Genomic DNA, 21,122 nt, shown 5'->3' with positions numbered 1-21,122 from the left:
ATGTGCCTAACGACACATCCTGTCTTTTCAGGTACAGATTTTTGCCGCAAATGCGACGAGATCACGTACACTATGGACGGATATTTCCTATCCATCTTTTTATATTCTGATTCAATTAATGGAAACCCTTATGAACAACGTGCAATGGCTCGATGAAGTAAAATTTAACGAACAAGGTCTGATCCCTGCCATTGCCCAGCACCATCAAACTGGTCGTGTATTGATGGTCGCCTGGATGAATCGTGAAGCGCTGGCTTTAACTGCTGAAAAAAATCAGGCGGTATATTTCTCCCGTTCACGTAACAAGTTATGGCATAAGGGTGAAGAATCTGGTCATTTCCAGACTGTGCATGAAATCCGTCTGGACTGTGATGCGGACGTGATTATTTTACAGATTGAACAGCATGGTGGTATTGCCTGCCATACCGGCCGTGAATCATGTTTCTATCGTAAACTGACACCGAATGGCTGGGAAATTGTGGATGCACAAATTAAAGATCCAGCAGCAATCTATGGTGAAAAATCAACAAATCCACATACCCTTGCTATGAATGCCTCAACTGCTCAGTCTGAACAGGTTGAAGTATTATCATACTTGGGCGAGATGATGGCAGAGCGTAAGAAAGCTGATCCGGAATCCTCTTATGTGGCCAAGCTGTACCATAAAGGTTTAAACAAGATTCTGGAAAAAGTCGGTGAAGAAAGCTTTGAAACCGTGATCGCGGCTAAAGATTTCAAAACTGAAGCCTCTGAAGACAACAAGAATGACCTGATCTATGAAGTAGCTGATCTGTGGTTCCATACCATTGTGATGCTCGGTTACTTCGACCTGGATCCGCAACTGGTCCTGAATGAACTGGCACGCCGTCAGGGTCTATCCGGTCTGGTTGAAAAAGCCAATCGCCAACATTAAATCGTGAATGAATCTACCTGTGTCCGATCTGCAAAAACCCAAAGCGACCTATGAGCAGGCAACTGCTATTGATAACGCACGTCTGGGAAAATCTTTTAAAGTCATTGCCTATGCGGGCACAGGTAAAACTACGACCCTGCAAATGATCAGTGATGCCATGCCGGAACGGCGCGGCATGTATCTGGCGTTTAATAAATCCATTGCCTCAGAAGCACAAAACAAGTTTCATCGTGGTGTCGACTGCCGTACTTTCCACTCCCTGGCTTTTCGCAGTGTTCCACGTGGAGTCACGGATAAACTACGCCTACCGCGTTTAAGTCCAAGCTTTATTGCCAAAGAATATCGCCTTGAACCGATGACCTTGCGCCGGATGATGGGCGGACGTTATGAAAAATATGTACTGATGCCTTCGCGTCTGGCCAGTCTGGTCGCGAATGCAGTTGGCTATTTCTGCTCAACCAGTTCGCAATATCCCGCCCCGCGACATATTCAGGCACCGAGCTGGCTACACCCAGATGATATTGAAGCATTGCAAAAGAAACTTTATCCAGCAGTTGAACGGCGTTGGTTAGAGTCAATTGATCCCAATCATCAGGCCGGGATTGGGCATGATATTTACCTGAAACTTTGGGCATTGTCTGAGCCCAATATTCCTGCCGACTATGTGCTGTTTGATGAAGCACAGGATGCCGACCCACTGATGCTAGGAATTTTGCTGAAACAGCGTAGCACTCAGGTCATCTATGTCGGCGATGCGCATCAGCAGATTTATGCCTGGCGTGGCGCAGTGAATGCCATGCAGCAGCTGCCGCTACCCGAATCTCGTCTGACCACTTCATTCCGTTTCGGGCCTGAAATTGCGTTAAATGCCAATGCGATTTTGGGAGCATTGAATGAAACCGTGCCCCTACTCGGTAATCCGCACTTAAACTCCAAAGTCGTCAATAAACCGCACACTAAATTACGCGATGCGATTCTATGCCGGACCAATGCGCGTGCTATGGAACTATTACTTGCCGGTTTAGTACGTGGCGATAAAGTCAGCCTGCAAGCCGATCATGTCAAATTAAACCGTTTTGTTGATGCCGCTGCGATGCTGAAACAGGGCAAACGTGTGGTTGATGTACCTGAACTGGCCTGGTTTAATTCCTGGCATGATGTACACGAATACTGTGAGACCAATGAAGGCAGTGATATCAAGCCTTTAGTCAAACTGGTCGATGAACATGGTACTGATCCCCTGAAAACTGCTCTCGCCAAAATCACGCCGATTGGGCAAGCGGACTACATCATCTCTACCGCACATAAGGCCAAAGGTCTGGAATGGGATCGCGTTCATATTGAAGATGATTACCAGTTCAAGCTGAATGAGAAAGACCATAAAATTAGTGACGAAGAGTTACGTCTGCTGTACGTGGCCTGTACTCGTGCTAAAGTAAGCTTAAATATTCATCACATTTATGACCTCATTCAACAACTGAAAATCAGGATGCCACAGTCACTGCGCCAAGCCGTTGGCTAAGGTAAAACATAGATGTAAAAATCACGCTACAGGTGATCCATGCACATCGAAAAAATACAACTCAAACATGCTCTGCACTTTTCTAATATCCAGCTCGATTTTGATCTGCAAAAAACACCTGTGACTTTAATTCTGGGTGATCAGGGTTCGGGTAAAACCACCTTGCTGCGCTTGAGTTATCAGGCTTTGACCTGGTTTTCTGCACGTTTTCGCGACTTGCGTACCGCAGGTTTAAGTATGCTGGATCAGGATATCCTGCAAAATCGTCTGCAATCCAAAATTGATATCCAGGTGCGTTTTCCTGATGATTTGGGATCATTGCCTGAATCAGCACAGGGAGAAGCAGCCCCTGCCCAATCCTGTTCCTGGCAGTTATATAAAACCTTAAATAGTCAGGGCATTGGCTTTGCCAAAGCGGAAACCCAGCAACTCGATGCCATGGTGAATCTCTATCAAAAGGCAAGACAACATGACCCTTTGCTCGGTCTGCCTATGGTCGCCTATTATCCGGCTGAACGCTTCGTCAATGAAATCAATATACTCAGCAAAAATAATCAGGCCATTTTTCAGGCTGCGCATGCCTATGAAATTACCGCCATTCCCTTTACGACTTTTGCACGTTTCTTTGAATGGTTTCGTGAAATCAGTGATATTGAAAATGCACAAAGTGCCAAGATCATTGACCAGATTCTAGATCAGGCGCTACAGCAATCGGATGATATACAGGCAGATCAGCTGGTCCAGCAAATTGAAAAAGCTAAAGCACATATGCATACACCGAGCCTGACTGCCTTGCGTGAAGCTTTATCCATTGTACTACCAGAACTTAGCCAGATTTATCTGGACTACCAGCCCAAGCTGCAATTGATGGTGCGTTATCAGGATCACACCTTTAGCTTTCAGCAGTTGTCGAGCAGTATCCGGAACTGGATTGCACTGGTGGGAGATGTTGTACGGCGCCTTTGTCTGCTTAATCCGCACAGCTTATTTCCCTGTCAGGAAGGTACTGGCATTTTACTGATTGATGAAATTGATCATCAACTGGATCAGGACATGGCCGCCGTCATTTTACCGCGTCTGCATCAGGCGTTTCCTAACTTGCAGATTATTGTGACTGGAAACCGGCCGGAATTGCTGGAGCAGGCTCAGGATTTTCAGTGTCTAAAACTGGAAAATAAACAGTTGCATCCCATCCATCTAAATCCAATGCAGGTTCAGTATGATCATTTTTATGCAGAGTTGCCGCTTGAGATGAGCCAAAATCATTCAGATATAGAAAAAGTTGAAGATGCACTTCAGGAACCAGAAATAGTCAACTTGACGGCTCAGTCTGTTTTGCAACTGATTCAGGAACAGCTAAGCACAGAACAGCAGCAAGAACTTTTACAACTGTTGAGTCAGGATAATTCACAAAGCCTGCCTCAATCTTCTTAACTAGTGCTGAAACGATAATGCAATTTAAAAATTAAAATCAGGATGCAAGAATAGGTTTTGATTTTCTGCATTTCTGATCAAGAAGTTATAAATTTTTATCAATAAATGCAGGGAGTTTGATCTTTATTTTCGGTCAAATTTGTACGAGATGTTCAAGCATGCACCCCATATCAAAACCAAGCTTACGTATAATCTACAAGTTCTACATAAAAACATTGATGTTGTGGTTATCCTGTAATATGATCGGTTTTACTTGCAATTTTCGTTGTAAAATCGGAATTTGCTATCGTTTATAAGTTGCGCAATACAACTGTTTTATTCTGTTTGAATATCATTCTGGCTTTCAAGATCGAGAAGTTTTGGGTCGCTCTTTGCGGTCCTGTAATCCTTGAAAGATAAAGATTCACCCTAGGTTGACCTTAACCTATATCACGACAATGGATACGAGTGTGCTGCCAATTATTATATTGTTACCGTTAGTATTAGGCACAACCCTTGTCTCGTGGCTGAAGCAATTTTCACGCGGGGTAACGGCTTTAGGAGCAATTGCCGTCAGCCTCAGCAGTTTCTTATTACTGTTGAGTCAGGCGCCTGCTGTATTTAATGGAACGGTAATTACCCAGACCTGGTCCTGGCTACCCCAGCTTGGAATCGATTTCAGTTTCCGGCTGGATGCTTTGGGCATGCTGTTTGCTCTGCTGATTAGTGGGATTGGTACCCTGATTTATATCTATGCCTATTACTATCTCAGCCCTAAAAACTCCCTGAGTAAACTGTATTTCCTGCTGATGCTGTTTATGGCAGCGATGCTCGGCATTTCATTGTCTAATAATCTTCTGATTCTCCTGATCTTTTGGGAACTCACCAGTATTTCTTCCTTTCTGCTGGTTGGTTACTGGAGCAATTACGAAGCGGCCCAACGCGGCTCACGCATGGCTCTAACCATTACCGGGATGGGCGGCTTATCTATGCTGGGTGGCTTTATTCTGCTCGGACAGATGACGGGTACCTATCAGATTGACCAGATTCTGATGATGGGCGAACAGATTCAGGCGCATGCCCTATTTGTACCGACATTATTATTAATTTTACTCGGTGCTTTTACCAAAAGTGCGCAGTTCCCGTTTCACTTCTGGTTACCAAATGCCATGGCAGCACCGACGCCGGTGTCTGCCTATCTGCACTCTGCCACCATGGTCAAAGCGGGCCTGTTTTTAGTCGCACGTTTATTGCCGATTTTTGCAGGCGCGGCACTGTTCCATAATATTGTTACTTTTATCGGGTTATTTACCCTGTGTGTGGCAGCGTTCTTTGCCATCTTTAAAGAAGATCTGAAAGGTCTGTTGGCCTATTCAACTATTAGCCACTTGGGCCTGATCATGTGTCTGCTGGGTATTGGCTCACCACTGGCGGTCGCAGCAGCAATTTTCCATATCATCAACCATGCAACCTTTAAAGCTGCCCTGTTCATGATTGCCGGGATCATTGATCATGAATCCGGTACTCGTGATCTGCGAAAATTGTCTGGTCTTTGGCAAATACTGCCTTTCACCGCAACACTGACCATGATCACCGCCGCCTCCATGGCAGGTATTCCATTCACCAATGGTTTCTTGTCCAAGGAAATGTTCTTTACCGAACTGGTCGCAAACTTAAGTGGCCCAGTCATGGTCGGTGCTGCTATTGCAGGAACACTGGCCGGGATTTTCGCTGTCGCCTATTCGATTCGTCTGGTACATGGCGTATTTTTTGATGGCCCCTTAGGTCAGCAAGTCCCAAATAAAGATGCGCATGAGCCGCCATTCGGTATGCGTGCACCAGCTATTTTATTAGCTTTCCTGTGTATTGCAGTTGGTTTGTTACCAGGATTACTGGTCGAAAAGATTGTAAATAGCACTACACAAGCGTCAACCCAGAATTTCGCCTTTGAAGGTACTCACCTCGCCCTTTGGCACGGTATTAATCTGCCTTTGGTGATGAGTATTATTGCGATATTTGGCGGTGCGATTTTCTATTTTGCACTGGCTAAAGGCGGTGCAATTCGGGAAATTGATCTGGATCCAAAACTCGGCAAATTGCAAGGCCGTGTACTGTTTGATCTGTTCCTGAAAAATCTGTTACTGAATTCAAGACGTTTCCGCCGTGCGACTGAAAATGGCAAACTGCAAAGTTATATTTTGTGGACGGTGCTGTTTACCATTGGTCTGGTAGGCTATCCACTCGTCGTCAATGGGATCGACACCGGTAGCCGCGAACTGACCCATGCACCAGTTCTGGCCATCGTTCTATGGTTACTGCTGTTCTCAGCCTGCTGGATGATGCTGTGGTTCCATCATGAACGGATTAAAGCCATCCTGATCAGCGGTGCGGTCGGTCTGGTCGTCACCATGGTTTTCATTGGTTTTTCAGCACCCGATCTGGCTTTGACCCAGATTACAGTCGATGTAGTAACAACTGTTCTGCTACTGATGAGCCTGTCTCTACTGCCACAATTAACCCCTTATGAATCCAGCCCGACCCGACGCTGGCGAGATGCAGTGATTGCGGTCTGCGGGGGTCTAGGAATTGCAACAGTTGCCTGGCTAGTTATGACACGTGACCATAATTCAATTTCCTGGTTCTTCATCCAACAATCGATTCCGCTTGGTGGCGGTACAAACGTCGTCAACGTAATTCTGGTCGATTTCCGTGGTTTCGATACCTTTGGCGAGATTACCGTACTCGGGATTGCCGCCATTGGTGTACTAAGTCTGATGGATGGTATGCGTGCTCATGGCACCACCATTACCCAAGGCCTGACTTACCGTTTTAACCCCTCCCCTTTGATGCTAAGAATTACTGCATCATGGATTTTACCGGTAGCACTGGTGGTGAGTCTGTATATCTTTATGCGCGGCCATAATCTTCCGGGTGGCGGTTTTATTGCCGGTCTGGTCACCTCATTGGCTTTGATCATTCAATACGTTGCCATTGGTCAGGATCATGCAGAAAAAATGCTGGGAGCTAAATCTGGACGTCTCTATGAAATCTGGATTGGCGTCGGCCTGACTATTGCTGGCCTGACTGGCATCGCAGCCTGGTTCTGGTCACGTCCTTTCCTGACCAGTGCCCATATTCATGTTCATCCACCATTACTTGGCGATATGCATCTGGCTTCTGCCGCGCTATTTGATGTCGGTGTCTATGTCACCGTAGTCGGGGCGACCATGCTGATGATTTCCGTTCTGGGTGACTCCCGTCACTCCAGTATGACTGGCCCAGTACCAAGAGGATAATAGAATGATTAGTTTAGAACTTTTATTAGCCTCAGCAATTGGCCTACTTACTGCCACCGGGATCTATCTGATTCTGCGGGCACGTACCTTTCCGGTCGTCCTTGGACTGGCCATGATTGGTTATGCAGTGAACCTGTTTTTATTTGCCATGGGCCGTATTCAGATGAATTCGCCTGCAGTGCTCACCGAAGCCACGCAGGTCACCGATCCTTTACCTCAGGCCTTGGTTTTAACCGCAATTGTAATTGGTTTTGCCACCACCGCCTTTATTGTACAGCTGGCCTTACGTAGCCGTTATGAATCAGGAACAGACCACGTTGATTCCAAAGAAGAGATACCGCAACATGACCCACGTGAGGATGAGCCGTAATGACTGATCTTCTCAACTTCTTGAATCAACACACCCCTATTTTCAGTATTCTTTTACCGGCGTTTACTGCCTTTATTTTAGTACTATTAGGTAACCCAGGTTCCGGCTCTCTGATTACCGACTGGCGTCAGCCGTGGCGTCGTGGCGTGAGTCATATTTCGACCCTATTGGGTCTGATTATGGCGATTGGCTATCTGATCAATAGCAGCCAAGGACAGATCAGTGTCTACACTTTAAGTGAATGGGCTGCCCCTTTTGGTATTGTGCTGGTCCTGGACCAACTATCTGCCTTGATGCTGGTATTGACCTATACACTCGCTTTGCCCATCGTTTGGTATGCCAGCAAAGAATGGGATATTCGCGGGCGTTATTTCCATGCCATGGTCCATTTTCTATTAATGGGGCTTAGTGGTGCCTTCCTGACCGGTGACTTGTTTAACCTGTTCGTGTTCTTCGAGATCCTGTTAATGGCATCCTATGTCCTGCTTTTGCATGGGCAAGGCAAGGCACGCTTTCAGCTCGGTGTGCATTATGTGGCTATTAACCTGCTTGCTTCTGCCATGTTCCTGATCGGACTCGGGATGATTTATGGCAGTGTCGGCAGCCTGAATATGGCTGATGTTGCTCGTCTGATGCCAACTTTGGCAGGAGATGAGCATAAGCTGGCCGTTGCGGGCGGACTGATGCTATTTGTGGTGTTCGGGATCAAGGCAGCCATGTTACCGGTAGGCCTGTGGCTTCCTAAAACGTATGCTGTGGCAACTACTCCGGTGGCTGCCCTGTTTACCATCATGACCAAAGTCGGGATCTACGCGATTATCCGGGTCAATGGTACTGTATTTGATGATGAATACAGTCATCAGATCCTGATGAACTGTCTGCTGGTCATTGGGGTGATTACTTCACTGTATGGCGCATTTGGTGCCATTGGGACTGAACGTCTACGCCGTTTTGTCGGCTTTATGATCCTGTCTTCAGTCGGCACCATTCTGATTGCGATTGCCATGAACAGTACCCAAGCCTGGGCAGGTGCCTTGTATTATATGGTGCACAGTACCCTGATTGGCGCAGCGTTTTATATCCTGTGTGGCTGGATTACCTCACAACGCGGTGAATTTAAAGATCACTTTAAAATTGCCCCACAGATGAAACAGAATAAGCTGGTTTCTATTGTGTATTTCATCATTGCCTTGATGATGGCCGGCTTGCCACCTTTCAGTGGCTTCTTCGGTAAAGTGTTTATCCTGCAAGCTTCAGGACAGTCTGAACATCAAATGCTGATTATCTTTACGGTTCTACTGGTCAGCTTACTAAGTATTCTGGCTTTTACCCGGGTTGGTTTTATTCTGTTCTGGCGTTCAAGCCGACCAGAACAGGATGAAAATTCTGAAGAATTCAGCAAATATGAATCCTTGCCCAGCAAGGCACCAGCACGGAATGACCGGGTTATTTATCTATTATTGCTCAGTCTGACAGCCTACGTTGTTTTTGCTGCACCGATTTATCAATATAATTATCAGACCGCAGCACAGATTAAAACCAATCCGATTTATGAAGCAGCACTGTTAAAACGTGATGCTGAAGGCAAGTTCATCAGTGTTCAGCCATTTGATCCGGGTTATTTACCAGAAACCAAATACGGTGGTGAAACGCCTGATCCAAATGCGCACCTGATTCCTTATGTCATTTCAGAAAATACCTTAAATGGCGATCATATTTCTGAATTTAAACAGCGTCAGATTGATAAGCAGTATATTGAACAGAACAAATACGACGACAATCAACTTAAACCGGCGGAGGGACTTTAATGGCTGAATCATTACTTCAACGCTGGTTCCCACATCCTTTCGTTTCGGTCATTGTGGCGATGAGCTGGATCATGCTGGCCCATAATATGGAAGCCGGCACACTCCTTATGTCAATATTTCTGGCGATCTTGATTCCGAGAATGGTCGCCCCTTTCATTGATTACACGCCGAATATCCGGTGGATCCCGGCGATGCGCCTGTTTTGGATCGTTGTTTGGGACATCATTGTCGCTAATATTAAAGTCGCGATTTTAGTACTGGGACCGACCAAAAATCTGCATCCAAAATGGTTTCGTGTTCCTCTGGATACCGAGCATGAAGAAGTGAATACTTTGCTGGCAATGATTATTACCACCACACCAGGTACAGTCTCTGCGGGGATTGATCAGGATCGTGGCGATATTCTGGTGCATGCCTTAAGCACGGATGATGAAGAGGCTGAAATTGAAACCATCAAACAGCGCTATGAACAACCTTTGATTAAAATTTTTAGCGCACAATCAGGAGCTGAAGCATGACCATTCTGCCATATGTATTGCTGATTTGTCTGGGTGCTGTCACGATCTCCATGTTACTGTGTCTGATCCGACTGGTTATGGGCCCCTCAATCGTTGACCGTCTGCTGGCACTGGACACCCTATTTTTAAATGCAACCTGTCTGGTGGTGATTCTGGGAATCTACTGGAGCAGCACTTTCATGTTTGAAGGTGCCCTACTGGTGGCCATGCTGGGCTTTGTTTCTACCGCTGCCCTTGCCCGCTATTTTACCACTGGACATGTCATCGACTAGGAGTTTTTAAATGCCTTTAATTTTAGAAATACTAGTTTCGATTTTTTTATTGATTGGCGCCTTTTTTATGCTGGTGGGTGGCATTGGGATGATACGTCTACCCGACCTTTTTATGCGTCTGCATGCACCGACTAAATCCAGTACCTTAGGCCTGGGAAGCTTTCTGATCGCTTCTATTATTTTTTCGGCTATCTATGGTCGTTTAGGTTTTGCTGAAATACTGATTACCCTGTTTGCCTTCATTACTGCACCGGTATCTGCCAACCTGATGGCGCAAGCGGCCTTGCATTTACGTTTGCGCTCGATGAGTGGTGAAGTGCCAGAAACACTAGAACGTCCATTGCCTTGGCAGAAAACCCGCCGTCGTGCATTTTATGAAAAGAAAATGAATGACCAGGATTCAAAGTAATAGTTAGCCAGTTCTACTTAAAAGTTCAACAATAAAAAAGCCACCCTAAGGTGGCTTTTTTATTGCGCTTTATAAAAGCTTATTCTTCATCTTTCTTGTCTTCAGCAGGAGGTAAATCCTTCACTGCTTCAGCAATCAGACCAAACATATAGTTACCATATGCATTGGTTTTGTCGTAATGGAAACGTAGACGAGGTGTAATACGTGTCTTGATCCGACGGCTCAGTTCATGGCGCAGGAACCCGGATGCCTTATTCAGGACATCGAGTGTTTCTTTATTTGCCGCTTCACTTTGCTCATCACCAAGTTCACGACCCATTACTGTGACATAAACTTCTGCATATCCTAAGTCTGGGCTCACCTTCACGGCTGAGATGGTCACCAGACCACCCAGACGTGGATCTTTCAGCTCCTGACGGATCAGTTCAGACAACTCGCGTTGTACCGTATCCGCCATACGCTTCAGACGTTGACTACCCGCCATTAAAGACTCCGTTTAATCAATTGCACATCATACACTTCGATCTTGTCGAGAGGTTTGATGTCTTTATAGCCTTTCACCGCAAGACCACATTCCATACCGGCACGAACTTCTTCCACCACTTCTTTGTAGCGACGAAGAGATTCTAGCTCGCCCTGGAAGATCACCACGTCATCACGTAATACGCGAATCGGTTTGTTACGGTGTAATACGCCTTCAAGTACCATACAGCCTGCTGCAGCACCAAATTTGCTTGAATGGAACACTTCACGTACTTGAGCAACACCCAAGATGGTTTCACGGTGTTCAGGAGCCAGCTTACCGCTCATCGCTGCTTTCACGTCATCAATCAATTGATAGATCACTGAGTAGTAACGAATGTCGATACTGTCTGCGTCTGCTTTTTGACGTGCAGTATTGTCGGCACGTACGTTAAAGCCAAGAAGAACCGCTTCTGAAGATTCAGCAAGCGTTACGTCAGATTCAGTAATCGCACCAACACCAGAACCAATGATACGTACTTTTACTTCATCCGTTGAAAGCTCAGCCAATGCAACATGCAGCGCTTCCAATGTACCGCGTACATCAGTTTTCAATACCACATTGACGATCGGCACATCTTTTTTGCCCATAGACGCCATGATGTTTTCAAGACGCATTGCAGATTGACGTTCAAGACGTTTTTGACGTTCACGATCCATACGCGCATCGGCAACTTCACGTGCTTTCTTCTCGTCATTCACAACAAGAACTTCGTCACCTGCCATCGGCGCTTCTGGAAGACCCAGAATTTCGACTGGAATCGAAGGACCTGCAGACTTGATACGTTTACCGTTTTCATCGGTCATGGCACGAACGCGGCCATAAGATGAACCAGCAAGTACCAGGTCACCCACTTTCAGCGTACCGTTTTGAACCAGAATAGAAGTCACTGCACCGCGGCCTTTATCAACACGCGCTTCAATCACAACACCTTGTGCCGCACCTTCTTCAGACGCCTTCAATTCAAGCAATTCAGACTGAATTAAAATCAGGTCAAGAAGTTCATCAATACCGGCACCAGTATGTGCAGATACTTTCGCTACAGGAACGTCACCGCCCCATTCTTCAGGTACGATTTCTTTGGTGGTCAATTCGTTCAATACGCGATCTGGATCAGCAGAGTCTTTATCCATCTTGTTGATTGCAACAATGATTGGCGTACCTGCTGCACGTGCGTGATCGATTGCTTCTGCAGTTTGTGGCATCACACCATCATCTGCTGCAACAACCAGGACTACGATATCAGTCGCTTTGGCACCGCGTGAACGCATTGCAGTAAACGCTGCGTGTCCCGGAGTATCCAAGAAGGTGATAATACCTTTATCAGTTGTTACATGATAAGCACCGATATGCTGGGTAATACCACCTGCTTCGCCTTGCGCCACTTTGGCACGACGAATACGGTCTAGAAGCGATGTTTTACCATGGTCAACGTGACCCATGATAGTCACAACTGGCGCACGAGTGGTTTGCGCACCACGAGCTTCTTCAGCCTGTTCAAGCAGGTTATCTTCAACTGCAGTTTCAGAAACCAGTACTGGGTTATGGCCCATTTCTTCAACCACAAGAGCCGCGATTTCCTGATCGATCGCCTGGTTTTGAGTAACCAGTTCACCCATTTTCATCAGTGACTTGATCACTTCACGAACCTTAACTGCCATTTTCGCAGCCAGGTCAGCAACGACAATCGTTTCACCGATTTCAACGTCATAAACCTGTTTTTTCACTGGTTTTTCAAAACCATGCTTGTTCGCTTGGCTAGATTTCAAACCACGTTTGTGTGAGTTATCACGGAAAGACTGCTCTTCACCACGACGACCACCTTTTTTCGGTGAACGTGTATTTGAAGTGTTAGTACCACGTTTAATTTCGCGGTCTTCTTTCGCAAATGAGTCTTCATATGCCTGGCCAACCAGACCAGCAGCAAGTGGAGAATCATCAATCACACGAATAGTTGCAGTGGTATCTTCAGAAGAATACTTCGACGCCATCTTGCGCATTTGCTCAAGGGTGCGTTGTTGTGCTTCTTCAGCTGCCTTGCGACGTGCTGCTTCTTCAGCTGCTTTTAATTGAGCGGCTTGAGCTTCACGCGCTTTTTTCTGTTCTGCTGTTTCAACTTGTTTAACCGCTGCTTTCACAATCGGCTTGTTAGTTGATTTGCGTTTTACCACAACAGCTGCTTTAGGTGTTTCCTGTTTCTCAGTTTCTTGTTTCTGAGCTGCACGCATTGCTTCTAGGGCTTTGCTTGCATTGTTTGTACCTGATTTAGGTGCATCAGCAGGTTTTTTAGCTGGAGCTGACTTCTGTTCAGCTTCTGCTTTCGCTTGCTGTTCAGCTTGAGCCTTCGCTAAAGCTTCTGCTTTAATTTGTTCCGGGTCTGGCTTGACGAATGTATGTTTCTTGCGAACTTCTACATTAATCGTTTTCGCCTTACCTGAAGTACTTGCCACTTTAGCAGTACTGGTCGTTTTACGTTTCAACGTGATTTGTCCTGCATGGCCATCCGAACCTTGTGTCTTTTTCACATGATTCATTAAGCGGTCTTGTTGTTCGGTGGTAATAATATCGTCAGCTTTACGCTGTGGTAAACCTGCCTCACGAACCTGCTCTAGGAGCTTATCAACATGGCGACCCACGCTGAGTGCTAACTCTTTAATCGACTTGTCCGTCATATACTACCTCCTAGTTAAACCATGATTCGCGCGCTTTCATAATAAGTTGACCGGCCTTCTCAGCACCGAGACCTTCGATATCTTCGATATCATCAGTCGCTTGGTCAGCTAAGTCATCTACGGTTACCACACCACGAGCTGCGAGAGCTTGCGCGATCTCTGCTGTCATGCCTTCCATTGCAACAAGTTCTTCACTTGGCGCTTGTACGTTTTCTTGCTGTTGTAATGCATCAGCAAGTGCAATTTCTTTCGCACGGCTTTGCAGTAGTTCAACCAGTTCCGCATCCAGTTCGATTTCATCAAACGTTTCTGGCGGTACGTAAGCAATTTCTTCAAGCGAGGTGAAGCCCATTTCTACCAACGCCATCGCCAAATCTTCAGCAATATCCAGACGTGTAACAAACATGTCCAGGTATTTTTGTGCTTCGCTTTGCTGACGTGCGTAGTACTCTTCTTCCAACATCATGTCCAGCTTATAGCCAGTCAATTCAGATGCCAGACGAACGTTTTGACCTTGTGAACCAATTGCACGAGCTAGCTGATCACTAGTCGCGAAAATGATGTCTGCAGTACGTGCATCTTCATCGATGACAATACTAGATACATCTGCTGGTTCTAATGCGCTTGCGATATATTGCGCAGGATCATCCGACCAAACCACCACATCAATACGCTCGCCATTGAGCTCTTGCTGTACAGCCTGGATACGTGTACCACGCATACCAATACAAGCACCCACCGGGTCAATACGGTGGTCGTTGGTTTTCACTGCAATTTTAGCACGAACACCCGGTTGACGAGCTGCGGCCTTAATTTCAATGATTTCTTCAGAAATTTCAGGGATTTCTTTTTTCATCAATGCAATCAGCATTTCCGGTTTAGCACGTGACAACAACAATTGTGCACCACGGCCTTCACGGTTAACGCTATATAGAATCGCATTTACGCGTTGTTTCGGACGAAGGATTTCCTTCGGAATCATCTCTTCACGTGCCAGATACGCTTCTGCGTTGTCACCCAAGTCAATGATAAAACCATCTTTGGTTTGTTTTTTCACTTCACCATAGATCAGCTCACCGACTTTAGATTCATAAGCATCGGCAACCAGTGCACGTTCTGCTTCACGGATCTTCTGTACAATCACCTGTTTCGCGATCTGGGCAGCAATACGACCGAAATCGATTGATTCTACTTCCAGTTCACGGATATCGCCAATCGACCATTGTGCCGGATCAACATCAGAGATCGCATCCTGACAGGCAGGCATTTCATGATCTTCATCAGCCACTACTTCCCATTGACGGAAAGTACGATAATCACCAGTTTTACGGTCAATTTCTACACGAAGACGAGCTTCTTCCGAGTGAGTCCCCTCGTAGAATTTCTTCTTAGTCGCTGCAACCAAAGCTTGTTCTAGCGCTTCAAAAATTGCTTCACGACTTACACCTTTTTCGTTACTAACCGTTTCAACGACGGTAAGAATTTCACGTGCCATAAGTCACCTATTCGTTCAGATTCTTATTAATTGAATTAATCTTGATAGACCAAGTTTGCTTTATCGATATTGTGACTGTCGATATCCAAAATCTGTTGCTTTTCTACTTCAACTTGAATCATTTCATTTTCAAGGTCGACTGCAACCAGTTTTGCCTGGAATTTACGACGGTTATCGACGGCACTGATCAAACGCAGCGCAACCGTTTGTCCGATATAATGAGCCATCTGCTCCAGCTGGAAGAATGGACGATCCCAACCTGGTGAAGACACTTCAAGCGAATATTCACCTGAGATTGGATCATGTACATCCAGGATCGCGCCGACTTGCTGTGTGACACGTACACAGTCCTGAACCCCAATACCACGACCCTGCTCTTCTTCGCCATCTTCATTGACAACAGGTGCTGCATTTTCATCGACCGGTTTGTCGATATAGATCCGTAATAATGAACGTTTGCCTTGTGGCAGGAATTCAATCCCCCACAGATTTACATCACAGGCTTCAACTGCTGGTGCAATCAAGTCCTGAAGTGCTTGAGTTTTATTTGATAGCTTCATTTACTCTCGTCATCTGGTGCGATTTTATGATCTATTTGACCACTACAAACCAATACAAACTATAGTAGTAGTGAAACATGGAGATTTGACCAAATATTGTCGACACTACACGATAGCCAATAAAAAAGGGCGTAAATCGCCCCAATTAATGCACAATTTGAACTTTTTTCAAATCCCACTGTGCAAAAAGGCCCACCATAGTTGTGAGCCTCTTTTAAGAAACTTGGTAGCGGGAGCTGGATTTGAACCAACGACCTTCGGGTTATGAGCCCGACGAGCTACCAGACTGCTCCATCCCGCATCAACGTGCAAAAATTATATACAAAAGATGCGAACTTTTCAATCACAACCACATCATTCTGCATATTTGTTATCTGTTACTGAAAAATTGGTAGCGGGAGCTGGATTTGAACCAACGACCTTCGGGTTATGAGCCCGACGAGCTACCAGACTGCTCCATCCCGCATCAGCATACAAATAACATTCAGCTTAATATTTTACACTAAACTGCCTTTAAAGTTTGCAGCTTTAAAGGATTGGTAGCGGGGGCTGGATTTGAACCAACGACCTTCGGGTTATGAGCCCGACGAGCTACCAGACTGCTCCACCCCGCAACAACATGCAAATAATTCTTCTCAACTTAAATCAGATTTAAGCTGCCTTTTAAAAGTTTGCGTCTTTAAAAAAGGATTGATTGGTAGCGGGAGCTGGATTTGAACCAACGACCTTCGGGTTATGAGCCCGACGAGCTACCAGACTGCTCCATCCCGCATCAACAGAAGTTTTTTTTAGCTGCATACACCAACTTATATTCTGGATTATAAGTTGGTGCGGAAGGGGGGACTTGAACCCCCACGCCCGAAAGCACTACCACCTCAAGGTAGCGTGTCTACCAATTCCACCACCACCGCAGCTGTGACGCATTCTAGTCGCATCACTGAAAAAAAGAAAGGTTTAATTAAAATTATTCGGTCGTTTGTGGTGCAGTTGGTGAAGTTTCAACCGGTTGCGCAGGCGCAGTTGGTGCTGATTGAATTGACGATAAACTGTACGCATTCGTGGTTTGTTTCTTGGCAAGAATCGCCAAAGTAATACTGGTCACAAAGAACAATGCGGTAAAAACTGCCGTCAAACGGGTCATGAAATTACCCGAACCTGAGGCACCAAAGATCGTTGCCGCACCGCCGCCGCCAAATGATGCACCTGCATCCGCACCTTTACCATGCTGAACCAAAATCAAGACAATCATCAAAATCGCTAAGATAATATGCACTACCAGCACAAAAGTTTGCATGCTGAACTCCTAATTATTGTGTATTTGCAAATGCTTGAGCAATTTGATGGAACGACTCAGCATTGAGTGATGCACCACCCACCAATGCCCCGTTAATGTCAGGACAGGCTGCTAACTCTACTGCATTTTCCGGTTTTACACTACCACCATATAAAATCGCCATAGTCGCAGCATAACCTGTAATCTGGCTCAAACCCTGACGGATTTGGGCATGCATGGCCTGCGCATCTTCTGGAGAAGCTGTTTTACCGGTACCAATGGCCCAGATTGGCTCATAAGCAATCACGATATTTTTCCACTGTTCATCTTCTACCACAGTCGCGATATCGCAAATCTGTTGGAGAACCACCGCTTCTGCCTGCCCTGCTTCACGCTGTTCCAGACTTTCGCCCACACAGTAAATTACGGTTAAACCGGCATTTAAGGCATTCTTGATTTTAGTATTTAAAATCTGTGAACTTTCAGCAAAAATTTCACGACGTTCAGAGTGCCCAATCAATACATAGTGAATCTGGCTATCAGCCAATAATTCAGCACTCACTTCCCCGGTGTAGGCGCCTGTCCCTGCAATACGTGATACATCTTGTGCTACGGTATATACAGGGCGATTAGCAGAAGCAAATGCAGTTTGAATTTGAGTTAAGGCAAGGGTTGTCGGCGCCACACCCAAATGACATTTCTCTGTTGAAACTGGTGCAGACTCAAGCAAGTCTTTTAAATTCTGAACCAAAGCTTGGGCATCTGCCTGCATTGGATTCATTTTCCAGTTGCCCACCACCCAAGGGGTAATCGTCGAAACCGACATAAATAACCTATTTCACTGACATATCTTAAATTGGGCACATTCTACACGGAATTGTAAAATTTAAAGAATAGTTTTATTCATCCTATTTCTCAGTTTAGACTATTCAAAATGGTTATTTTTTGTTATCACTGAAAAAAATGCCCGGTTCTTCCGACCAGTTCAAGCTTTTACTGAATATCACGAAGATTGCAGCATTCTCAGCTATGGTATTTTTGTATAACAAACGTATAATTTTAGAATAGCAAATTAAAAAAATTGAATTGATAGGCATTTGAAGCATGACAGCATTGCAGGGGTCACCAAGATTTACGGGGTTTATTCGTCGCCTGGTCGATGAAGGGGTATTATCAGCTGAAGATATGCGGACTGCTTTAGCCAATGCCAAACAGGAAAAAACAGATATCGTGGCCTATTTGGTCAGTCATCATAATCTTTCCCCTACTACCATTGCTGAAACGATCTCAGTAGAATTTGGTGAGCCTCTATTTGATATTGGTGCTTATGATCCGGGACAAATCCTGCGTGAAGATATTGATGAAAAGCTGATTACCAAGCATCGTATTCTGCCAATTTATAAAAACGCCAATATTCTTTATGTCGCCACGAGCAATCCGACCAATATCGAAGCAACGGATGCCATCCGCTTTGCAACCAAACTGAATATTGAAACTGTTATTGTTGAACACAATAAACTCGAAAAACTGATTGAGCAAAACTTTACTGAAGAAAGTACTTTTGATTTTGATGATGATTTCGATCTGGATGTAAATGTCGATACAGCCGATCCGACTCAAGAAGAAGACGAAAAAGACAAGGGTGAAGAAGCCCCTATTGTTAAATATATTAATAAGTTACTGATTGATGCTATTCGTATGGGCGCTTCGGATCTACATTTTGAACCTTATGAAAAAATGTATCGGGTGCGCTATCGTGTCGATGGGGTTTTACGTCAGATTGCAACCCCGCCCCTACAACTGGCAAACCGTTTGGCATCGCGTTTAAAAGTTATGTCGCAGATGGACATTTCTGAGAAACGCGTGCCTCAAGACGGCCGTATTAAATTAAAGCTCTCAAAAAACAAAGCCATCGACTTCCGTGTTAACTCGCTCCCTACCCTGTTTGGCGAAAAACTGGTTCTACGTATTTTAGATCCGTCTAGTGCCATGCTGGGAATTGATGCTTTAGGTTATGAACCTGAGCAGAAAGAATTATTTATGGAAGCCTTAGATAAACCGCAAGGGATGTTACTGATTACCGGTCCTACTGGTTCCGGTAAAACAGTATCCCTTTATACGGGCTTAAACATCTTAAATCGTGAAGATACCAATATTTCTACTGCGGAAGACCCAGTCGAGATTAACCTGCAAGGGATTAATCAGGTGAACGTCAATAATAAAGTTGGCCTGACGTTTGCAGCTGCTTTAAAATCCTTTCTGCGTCAGGATCCTGATATTGTCATGGTCGGTGAGATCCGTGATCTGGAAACAGCTGAAATTGCAATCAAAGCAGCGCAAACAGGTCATATGGTGATGTCAACTCTGCACACCAACAGTGCTCCGGAAACTTTGACCCGTTTACGTAATATGGGCGTACCTTCTTTCAATATCGCGACTTCAGTCAATCTGGTGATTGCGCAGCGTCTGGCCCGTCGCTTGTGTTCACAATGTAAAAAACCGGCTGACATTCCAAAGCAAAGCTTACTGGAGATGGGCTTTACCGAAGCAGATTTACAAAGCCCTGAATTTCAGATTTATGAGCCAGTCGGCTGTAATGAATGCCGTGAAGGGTATAAGGGCCGGGTCGGTATTTATGAAGTTATGAAGGTCACACCTGAGATTTCAAGAATTATTATGGAAGATGGCAATGCCATTGAAATTGCTGAAGCTTCCGCACGTGCAGGATTTAACAATTTACGCCGATCAGGGTTAGTGAAGGTTATGCAGGGGGTGACTTCTTTACAGGAAGTCAATCGTGTAACCAGCGAATGATCGTGCTGAATATAAAATAAGGATAAAGCTATGGCAGCAGTAAAAAAAGGCCAGATGACACCGATCTTCAGTTATGAAGGGGTTGATCGCAAAGGCGCCAAGATCAAGGGGGAATTGCCGGCACGAAATATGGCCTTGGCAAAAGTGAACTTGCGCAAACAAGGCATTACGATCAAAACCATCCGGGAAAAGAAAAAAAATATTCTCGAAGGTTTGATGAAGAAAAAAGTTTCCACGCTGGATATCACCATCTTCACCCGTCAGTTAGCCACCATGATGAAAGCAGGGGTGCCTTTAGTACAAGGCTTTGAAATTGTCGCAGAAGGTTTGGAAAATCCATCTATGCGCGAGGTTGTACTGGGAATCAAAGGTGAAGTTGAAGGGGGGAATACTTTTGCCGGAGCATTACGAAAATACCCACAATATTTTGACAACCTATTCTGTTCTTTGGTCGAATCTGGCGAGCAATCTGGTGCTCTGGAAACCATGCTGGATCGTGTCGCGATTTACAAAGAAAAAAGTGAGTTGTTAAAGCAAAAAATTAAAAAAGCCATGAAATATCCTATATCAGTAATTGTGGTTGCAATTATTGTGACGATTATTTTGATGGTGAAAGTGGTACCCGTATTTCAAGAACTTTTTCAAGGATTTGGTGCAGACCTACCAGCCTTTACGCAGTTTGTTGTTAACTTGTCAAATTGGTTCCAGCAATACTGGTTCTTATTTATTCTTGGCATTGGAATTATTATTACTATATTTCTTGAAAGTAAAAAACGTAGTAAAAAATTTCGAGACTTGCTTGATAGAGCTGCACTTAAAGCTCCCATTTTTGGTGATCTGGTCTATAAAGCAATTATTGCCCGCTATAGCCGTACCCTAGCGACGACTTTTGCTGCCGGTGTACCATTAATTGATGCCCTTGAATCTACAGCTGGTGCGACCAATAATGTGGTTTATGAAGAGGCCGTATTGAAAATCAAGGAAGATGTTGCAACCGGTCAACAGCTTCAATTTGCCATGCGTGTCACGGATAAATTTCCTTCTATGGCTGTACAGATGGTTGCGATTGGTGAAGAATCAGGTGCATTGGATGCTATGCTGGATAAAGTTGCGACGCATTATGAAAACGAAGTCGACAATGCGGTCGACGGTTTAACTTCCATGATGGAACCCTTGATTATGGCAATTCTTGGTGTCCTTGTTGGTGGCCTTGTTATCGCAATGTACCTTCCAATTTTCCAAATGGGTTCCGTGGTTGGCTAAT

Annotated in this window: 17 protein-coding genes and 5 tRNA genes; 11 read left to right on the top strand and 11 right to left on the bottom strand. The window is 45.1% G+C overall.

Features of this window, described 5'->3' with window-relative positions; all coding sequences use genetic code 11:
* Positions 1-130 precede the first annotated feature (130 nt).
* From hisIE to FTV13_RS06175, 9 genes are all read left to right on the top strand, one after another.
* The gene (hisIE, locus tag FTV13_RS06215) at positions 131-913 is read left to right on the top strand and encodes a bifunctional phosphoribosyl-AMP cyclohydrolase/phosphoribosyl-ATP diphosphatase HisIE (RefSeq protein ID WP_159122705.1); all 783 of its coding nucleotides are present in this window, start codon (positions 131-133) and stop codon (positions 911-913) included.
* 19 nt (positions 914-932) lie between these two features.
* On the top strand, positions 933-2,435 hold the full coding sequence (locus FTV13_RS06210) for an AAA family ATPase (RefSeq protein WP_034590271.1): 1,503 nt from the start codon (positions 933-935) through the stop codon (positions 2,433-2,435).
* A gap of 39 nt (positions 2,436-2,474) precedes the next feature.
* Positions 2,475-3,869: an AAA family ATPase gene (locus tag FTV13_RS06205; protein WP_180011362.1), complete on the top strand. Its 1,395-nt coding sequence runs from the start codon at positions 2,475-2,477 to the stop codon at positions 3,867-3,869.
* A 437-nt stretch (positions 3,870-4,306) separates the two neighbouring features.
* Positions 4,307-7,144 (top strand): monovalent cation/H+ antiporter subunit A, encoded by a 2,838-nt coding sequence (locus tag FTV13_RS06200; protein WP_180011360.1) that lies wholly within the window; start codon positions 4,307-4,309, stop codon positions 7,142-7,144.
* 4 nt (positions 7,145-7,148) lie between these two features.
* Complete coding sequence (locus FTV13_RS06195) at positions 7,149-7,514, top strand: Na+/H+ antiporter subunit C (protein WP_004787185.1); 366 nt, start codon at positions 7,149-7,151, stop codon at positions 7,512-7,514.
* Positions 7,514-9,322, top strand: a complete 1,809-nt coding sequence (locus tag FTV13_RS06190; RefSeq protein WP_034169750.1) for a monovalent cation/H+ antiporter subunit D — start codon at positions 7,514-7,516, stop codon at positions 9,320-9,322. Before FTV13_RS06195 ends, FTV13_RS06190 begins: the two co-directional genes overlap by 1 nt.
* Positions 9,322-9,840 (top strand): Na+/H+ antiporter subunit E, encoded by a 519-nt coding sequence (locus tag FTV13_RS06185; RefSeq protein WP_180011358.1) that lies wholly within the window; start codon positions 9,322-9,324, stop codon positions 9,838-9,840. The genes FTV13_RS06190 and FTV13_RS06185 overlap by 1 nt, the downstream gene beginning before the upstream one ends.
* Entirely contained in the window at positions 9,837-10,112 is a 276-nt protein-coding gene (locus FTV13_RS06180; RefSeq protein WP_180011356.1) for a monovalent cation/H+ antiporter subunit F, read from the top strand. The genes FTV13_RS06185 and FTV13_RS06180 overlap by 4 nt, the downstream gene beginning before the upstream one ends.
* A 10-nt stretch (positions 10,113-10,122) precedes the next feature.
* A complete protein-coding gene (locus FTV13_RS06175; RefSeq protein ID WP_180011354.1) occupies positions 10,123-10,521 on the top strand; it encodes a Na+/H+ antiporter subunit G in 399 nt (132 codons plus the stop codon).
* A gap of 79 nt (positions 10,522-10,600) precedes the next feature.
* On the opposite strand, the gene FTV13_RS06170 is transcribed toward FTV13_RS06175, so the two are convergent.
* From FTV13_RS06170 to tpiA, 11 genes are all read right to left on the bottom strand, one after another.
* A complete protein-coding gene (locus FTV13_RS06170; RefSeq protein ID WP_004810065.1) occupies positions 10,601-11,005 on the bottom strand; it encodes a ribosome-binding factor A in 405 nt (134 codons plus the stop codon).
* On the bottom strand, positions 11,005-13,716 hold the full coding sequence (gene infB, locus FTV13_RS06165; protein ID WP_180011351.1) for a translation initiation factor IF-2: 2,712 nt from the start codon (positions 13,714-13,716) through the stop codon (positions 11,005-11,007). The genes FTV13_RS06170 and infB overlap by 1 nt, the downstream gene beginning before the upstream one ends.
* A 10-nt stretch (positions 13,717-13,726) precedes the next feature.
* Complete coding sequence (gene nusA, locus FTV13_RS06160) at positions 13,727-15,211, bottom strand: transcription termination factor NusA (protein WP_004787201.1); 1,485 nt, start codon at positions 15,209-15,211, stop codon at positions 13,727-13,729.
* Positions 15,212-15,246: 35 nt separating this feature from the next.
* Positions 15,247-15,771, bottom strand: a complete 525-nt coding sequence (gene rimP / locus FTV13_RS06155; protein ID WP_179992192.1) for a ribosome maturation factor RimP — start codon at positions 15,769-15,771, stop codon at positions 15,247-15,249.
* Positions 15,772-15,995: 224 nt separating this feature from the next.
* Positions 15,996-16,072, bottom strand: a tRNA-Met gene (locus tag FTV13_RS06150).
* 88 nt (positions 16,073-16,160) lie between these two features.
* A tRNA-Met gene (locus FTV13_RS06145) sits at positions 16,161-16,237 on the bottom strand.
* Positions 16,238-16,308: 71 nt separating this feature from the next.
* A tRNA-Met gene (locus FTV13_RS06140) sits at positions 16,309-16,385 on the bottom strand.
* An 81-nt stretch (positions 16,386-16,466) separates the two neighbouring features.
* A tRNA-Met gene (locus FTV13_RS06135) sits at positions 16,467-16,543 on the bottom strand.
* A 54-nt stretch (positions 16,544-16,597) separates the two neighbouring features.
* Positions 16,598-16,682: transfer RNA gene (locus FTV13_RS06130), tRNA-Leu, on the bottom strand.
* 53 nt (positions 16,683-16,735) lie between these two features.
* A complete protein-coding gene (secG, locus tag FTV13_RS06125) occupies positions 16,736-17,065 on the bottom strand; it encodes a preprotein translocase subunit SecG (protein ID WP_159122712.1) in 330 nt (109 codons plus the stop codon).
* A gap of 13 nt (positions 17,066-17,078) precedes the next feature.
* Positions 17,079-17,870, bottom strand: coding sequence for a triose-phosphate isomerase (gene tpiA / locus FTV13_RS06120; RefSeq protein WP_159122713.1), 792 nt, complete (start codon positions 17,868-17,870; stop codon positions 17,079-17,081).
* A gap of 278 nt (positions 17,871-18,148) precedes the next feature.
* Between tpiA and pilB the strand changes: the two genes are divergently transcribed.
* Together pilB and FTV13_RS06110 are read left to right on the top strand one after the other, a co-directional pair.
* Entirely contained in the window at positions 18,149-19,858 is a 1,710-nt protein-coding gene (gene pilB, locus FTV13_RS06115; RefSeq protein WP_159122714.1) for a type IV-A pilus assembly ATPase PilB, read from the top strand.
* 30 nt (positions 19,859-19,888) lie between these two features.
* Complete coding sequence (locus FTV13_RS06110) at positions 19,889-21,121, top strand: type II secretion system F family protein (protein WP_179992193.1); 1,233 nt, start codon at positions 19,889-19,891, stop codon at positions 21,119-21,121.
* Position 21,122 lies beyond the last annotated feature (1 nt).

This window comes from Acinetobacter sp. YH12235 (assembly GCF_013417705.1).
Classification (GTDB): domain Bacteria; phylum Pseudomonadota; class Gammaproteobacteria; order Pseudomonadales; family Moraxellaceae; genus Acinetobacter.
Note: the sequence above shows the minus strand (reverse complement) of the source record. Positions and strands in the feature narration are given on the sequence as shown.

Coding starts and splice junctions, on each gene's coding strand:
- infB (WP_180011351.1), bottom strand. CDS start 13,716: ATGACGGACAAGTCGATTAAAGAGTTAGCACTCAGCGTGGGTCGCCAT.
- secG (WP_159122712.1), bottom strand. CDS start 17,065: ATGCAAACTTTTGTGCTGGTAGTGCATATTATCTTAGCGATTTTGATG.
- rimP (WP_179992192.1), bottom strand. CDS start 15,771: ATGAAGCTATCAAATAAAACTCAAGCACTTCAGGACTTGATTGCACCA.
- tpiA (WP_159122713.1), bottom strand. CDS start 17,870: ATGTCGGTTTCGACGATTACCCCTTGGGTGGTGGGCAACTGGAAAATG.
- FTV13_RS06110 (WP_179992193.1), top strand. CDS start 19,889: ATGGCAGCAGTAAAAAAAGGCCAGATGACACCGATCTTCAGTTATGAA.
- FTV13_RS06200 (WP_180011360.1), top strand. CDS start 4,307: ATGGATACGAGTGTGCTGCCAATTATTATATTGTTACCGTTAGTATTA.
- FTV13_RS06180 (WP_180011356.1), top strand. CDS start 9,837: ATGACCATTCTGCCATATGTATTGCTGATTTGTCTGGGTGCTGTCACG.
- FTV13_RS06190 (WP_034169750.1), top strand. CDS start 7,514: ATGACTGATCTTCTCAACTTCTTGAATCAACACACCCCTATTTTCAGT.
- FTV13_RS06170 (WP_004810065.1), bottom strand. CDS start 11,005: ATGGCGGGTAGTCAACGTCTGAAGCGTATGGCGGATACGGTACAACGC.
- hisIE (WP_159122705.1), top strand. CDS start 131: ATGAACAACGTGCAATGGCTCGATGAAGTAAAATTTAACGAACAAGGT.
- FTV13_RS06175 (WP_180011354.1), top strand. CDS start 10,123: ATGCCTTTAATTTTAGAAATACTAGTTTCGATTTTTTTATTGATTGGC.
- FTV13_RS06205 (WP_180011362.1), top strand. CDS start 2,475: ATGCACATCGAAAAAATACAACTCAAACATGCTCTGCACTTTTCTAAT.
- FTV13_RS06195 (WP_004787185.1), top strand. CDS start 7,149: ATGATTAGTTTAGAACTTTTATTAGCCTCAGCAATTGGCCTACTTACT.
- pilB (WP_159122714.1), top strand. CDS start 18,149: ATGACAGCATTGCAGGGGTCACCAAGATTTACGGGGTTTATTCGTCGC.
- nusA (WP_004787201.1), bottom strand. CDS start 15,211: ATGGCACGTGAAATTCTTACCGTCGTTGAAACGGTTAGTAACGAAAAA.
- FTV13_RS06185 (WP_180011358.1), top strand. CDS start 9,322: ATGGCTGAATCATTACTTCAACGCTGGTTCCCACATCCTTTCGTTTCG.